The sequence below is a fragment of the Stenotrophomonas sp. UBA7606 genome (assembly GCF_002477705.1).
Taxonomy (GTDB): Bacteria; Pseudomonadota; Gammaproteobacteria; order Xanthomonadales; family Xanthomonadaceae; genus Stenotrophomonas.
Map to the genome: position 1 here is coordinate 1 of NZ_DLJW01000112.1, position 4066 is coordinate 4066.

The following is a 4066-nucleotide window of genomic DNA, read 5'->3' on the forward strand; positions in this document are numbered from 1 at the left end:
GTCCACGGGTCCAGCTTCAGCTCGCCGGCGTTCTGGCCGGCAACGCGCAGGTCCGGGCGGGCGTGCATGTATCGTGCATCGGCACGGGCAAACCAGGTCGAGTTGATGTTCATGTCAACGCCGACCGTGCCGATCGCGCCCTTGGCGGTTTCGATGCCGACATGGTTGCCGGTGTCGCTCAGGCCGTTGATCTTCTCATTGCTGAAGTTCGACTCGTAGTAGCCCAGGCCAACGAACGGACGGAACACGTTGTCCGCCTGGCCGAAGTGGTACTGCGCGCTCAGTGCGATCGGCTGCTGCTCGACAGTGCCAGCCTTGGCGCCACCATCGGTGCGCACGCGGTGGTTGAACTTGTCGGCAGCGCCCCACAGTTCAACGGCGAAGTTGTCGTTGATGTAGTAGCTGGCGCTCAGCGTCGGTGCCGGGCCGCCATCGAACTTCTTCAGGCCGGTGGCCGGGTCATGCTTCGGCTGCAGCAGGGTCACGCCGCCAACCACGGCAAAGTGCTTGCCCGACGCGGTGTCGCCATTGCCATCCTGCGCGAAGGCAGTGCTGGACAGCGCCAGGGCGCCGAGGGTGGCAAGGCTCAGAATCTTGATGGAACGCATAACAAACTCCTCGTCTCTCTATCGGGACTATGTTTATCGAGGCCCTCGTATGGGGCGTGCAAACCCTAGCGATGGCAACATGAATCGCGCTGTACGCAGCGGCTTTTCGCATCGTGTACGTTCAGCAAAAAGCGGAGGAATCCCATTGCTTCGGCAATCAGTAGAAAAATTTCATTCACGATGTTGTGGTGCGCGTGATGACTGAAACACTGCTGCAAGGCCTCCCGGCGCAGCTAAATACGCAGTCGCGCGTGCTGGTACTGGGCTCGATGCCGGGCGCGGTATCACTGCACGAAGCGCAGTACTACGCGCATCCACGCAACCGCTTCTGGCCGCTGATGTCGGCGCTGTGTGGGGTTGATGTCGATGCAGGCTACGCGCAGCGTCTGTCCCAGCTGCAGCAGGCCGGGGTTGGGCTGTGGGACGTGATTGGCCAGTGCCGGCGCACTGGCAGTCTTGATGCCGCCATCGTGCGCGGCAGCGAGGTGGTCAATCCCTTGCCGCAGCTGTTGGCCGCGCATCCGGCCATCGCGGTGATCGCATGTAACGGCGCTGCCGCACACACTGCGTTCCAGCGGTGGGTACAACCGGCTTTGCCGCCTTTGGCGGCTGCGCTGCCGGTGCTGGCGCTGCCCTCCACCAGTCCGGCCAACGCGGCGTGGTCATTGCCGCGCCTGTTGCAGCAGTGGCGCCAGCTGCAGCCGTGGTTGCGGCCGCTGGCAGACGGAGCGGAGCGGGCCGTGCAAGGCTGACCGGGGCAGGACAGGGCGGACAGGGCAGCGGTCAGGAAAACGGCCTTGGGCCGGACAAATACGGGGTTGGACGGGCGCTGGCGTGCGGCTGTCCGGGGACATACGTATGCGAATTCACATGCAACGGTTGGCGCTGCGCCCCGCTAACGCCACAATAGAGAATTCCCTCACTGTTGCTGGAGTAGTTTCATGGCCGAAATCAAGGAAGCACTTGTCCCCGATATCGGTGACTACAGCGACATTCCGGTGATCGAAGTGCTGGTTGCCGTAGGCGATACGGTCAAGAAGGACCAGGGCCTGGTCACGCTGGAATCGGACAAGGCGACTATGGAAGTACCGTCGGCCTATGCCGGCGTGGTCAAGGAACTGAAGGTCAAGGTTGGCGACGGGCTGTCCGAGGGCAAGGTCGTGGCCCTGATCGAAGTCAGTGAAGAGGCCGCAAAGCCCGCCGCCGCTGCCGCGCCGGCTGCCCCGGCCAAGGTCGAAGCCGCTGCCGAGACCGGCACCAAGGTCGAGCCGGTGGCGGTTGCCCCGGTCGCCGACAAGCTGGCCCAGCGCGAAATCGCCCAGGAAGACTCGGTTACCACCAGCAAGCCGGCTACCCCGCCGGTGCAGTTCAATGCCGAAGGCGTGCTGCCGGCCAATGTGCCCTATGCCAGCCCGGCGGTGCGCGTGTTCGCCCGTGAGCTGGGCGTGGACCTGCAGCAGGTCAAGGGCACCGAGAAGGGCGGTCGCATCACCAAGACCGACGTGCAGAAGTTCGTCAAGGGCGCGCTGGCCGGCGGTGTTGCTGCCAGTGGCGGTGCCCCGGCGGCGGCCGGCGGCGGCCTGAACCTGCTGCCGTGGCCGAAGGTGGACTTCAGCAAGTTCGGCGAGACCGAAGTGGTGCAGCTGTCGCGCATCAAGAAGATCTCCGGCGCCAACCTGGCCCGCAACTGGGCGATGATTCCGCACGTCACCCAGTTCGACCAGGCCGATATCACCGACCTGGAAGCGCTGCGCGTGGCCCTGAACAAGGAGAACGAGAAGGCCGGCATCAAGCTGACCATGCTCGCCTTCCTGATCAAGGCCAGCGCCGCCGCGCTGAAGAAGTTCCCCGAGTTCAACGCCTCGCTGGATGCCAGCGGCGAGAACCTGACCCTCAAGAAGTACTTCAACATCGGTTTTGCCGCCGATACCCCGAACGGCCTGGTCGTGCCAGTGATCCGCGATGCCGACAAGAAGGGCGTGGTGCAGATTGCCCAGGAAACCGGCGAGCTGGCCAAGAAGGCACGCGACGGCAAGCTCGGCCCGGCCGACATGAGCGGTGGCTGCTTCTCGATCAGCTCGCTGGGTGGCATTGGCGGCACCGCCTTCACCCCGATCGTGAATGCGCCGGAAGTGGCCATCCTCGGCGTTTCCAAGTCGTCCATCCAGCCGGTCTGGAATGGCAAGGAATTTGCGCCGAAGCTGATGCTGCCGCTGTCGCTGAGCTACGACCACCGCGTCATCGACGGCGCCCTGGCGGCCCGTTTCACCACCTACCTGTCGCAGGTGCTGGCCGACATGCGGCGCGTGCTGCTGTGATGCCAGTGGCGCCGCGACGCGCCCTGCTGACGCTAGGGCTGGCTGCCCTGGCGGGCCCGGCACTGGCCGCCAGCCAGTGCCTGCCGGTGGTCGGTGAGGGTTGGCCGCCGGCGGTAGGCAACTACGGCCAAGCAGCGACCAGTCTGCTCGGCGGCCAGGCCGAAGACGGCCTGTCGCTGCTGGTGCTGCCGGCACGTGGGGTGGAATCGCAGGTGCTGCTGCGCCGCGACGCCGGCAACGGCCAGTGGATGGTGCTGGCCGGCATGGCCGACAAGCGCATCTACAACTGGAGCACGACGGCCGGTCGCGGTGGCGTCAACCTGCAACTCGACCAGGAGCCCGAGTTCGCCCAGGCACCGGTGCCCGATGCGCTGGCGCAGCGTCTGGTCGAGGTCTGGGGCAAGGCATTGGCCTCCCCGGAAGTGGCCGCGCGTGCGCCGGTCACCGAGGGTGAGGTGCTGTCCTTCACCGTCAACGGCGAGCGTTACAGCGGTCAGCGGCCGGGTTGCGGCCAGCTTGAAGCGCTGCAGGAACAGGCGGCGCTGTTGATCGAGCTGGCCCATAGCAAAGACAAAAAATACGAGAAGCGCTACGCCAACATCGAACGCGCGCTCGACAAGATGCATGACCGGTTCGTCGGCGATGCCGGCTGAGCCCACAGGAGAAAACAATGGCGACGATTGAAATCAAGGTTCCGGACATTGGCGACTACAACGACGTGCCGGTGATCGAGATTCTGGTGGCCGTGGGCGACACGGTGAAGAAGGACCAGGGTCTGGTCACGTTGGAGTCGGACAAGGCCACGCTGGAAGTGCCGTCCTCGGCTGCGGGTGTGGTCAAGGAAATCAAGGTCAAGCTCGACGACAAGCTGTCCGAGGGCGATGTGGTGGTGATCCTGGAAGCCGAAGGCGAGGGTGCTGCTCCGGCCGCAGCTCCGGCACCTGCCGCCGCACCTGCACCGGCTGCACAGCCTGCCGCTGCCGCCGCTCCGGCAGCGGTAAGTGCGCCGGTTGCCGCGGCTGCCCCGGCCGCCGCTACTGGCCCGATTGAGGTCAAGGTGCCGGACATCGGTGATTACCAGAACGTACCGGTGATCGAGATCCTGGTCGCCGTCGGCGACACGGTGAAGAAGGACCAGGG

Annotated in this window: 5 protein-coding genes; 4 read left to right on the plus strand and 1 reads right to left on the minus strand. The window is 65.2% G+C overall.

The window, feature by feature from the left end:
- Positions 1-608 (minus strand): OmpW/AlkL family protein (locus B2527_RS14455; protein WP_293715002.1); only part of this gene is annotated, 608 nt, incomplete at its 3' end.
- A 197-nt stretch (positions 609-805) separates the two neighbouring features.
- On the opposite strand from B2527_RS14455, the gene B2527_RS14460 reads away from it, so the two are divergent.
- The 4 genes from B2527_RS14460 to B2527_RS14475 form a co-directional block, all read left to right on the plus strand.
- Positions 806-1360, plus strand: coding sequence for a DNA-deoxyinosine glycosylase (locus tag B2527_RS14460; protein ID WP_293715005.1), 555 nt, complete (start codon positions 806-808; stop codon positions 1358-1360).
- A 189-nt stretch (positions 1361-1549) separates the two neighbouring features.
- Positions 1550-2926, plus strand: coding sequence for a dihydrolipoyllysine-residue acetyltransferase (locus B2527_RS14465; protein WP_293715008.1), 1377 nt, complete (start codon positions 1550-1552; stop codon positions 2924-2926).
- A gap of 5 nt (positions 2927-2931) precedes the next feature.
- Entirely contained in the window at positions 2932-3579 is a 648-nt protein-coding gene (locus B2527_RS14470; protein ID WP_293715011.1) for a hypothetical protein, read from the plus strand.
- A gap of 17 nt (positions 3580-3596) precedes the next feature.
- The coding region (locus B2527_RS14475; RefSeq protein ID WP_293715013.1) for a biotin/lipoyl-containing protein at positions 3597-4066 on the plus strand (470 nt) is incomplete at its 3' end.

Bases quoted from the DNA above. Each gene is read 5' to 3' on its own strand.
- B2527_RS14465 (WP_293715008.1), top strand. From the start codon at position 1,550: ATGGCCGAAATCAAGGAAGCACTTGTCCCCGATATCGGTGACTACAGC.
- B2527_RS14460 (WP_293715005.1), top strand. From the start codon at position 806: ATGACTGAAACACTGCTGCAAGGCCTCCCGGCGCAGCTAAATACGCAG.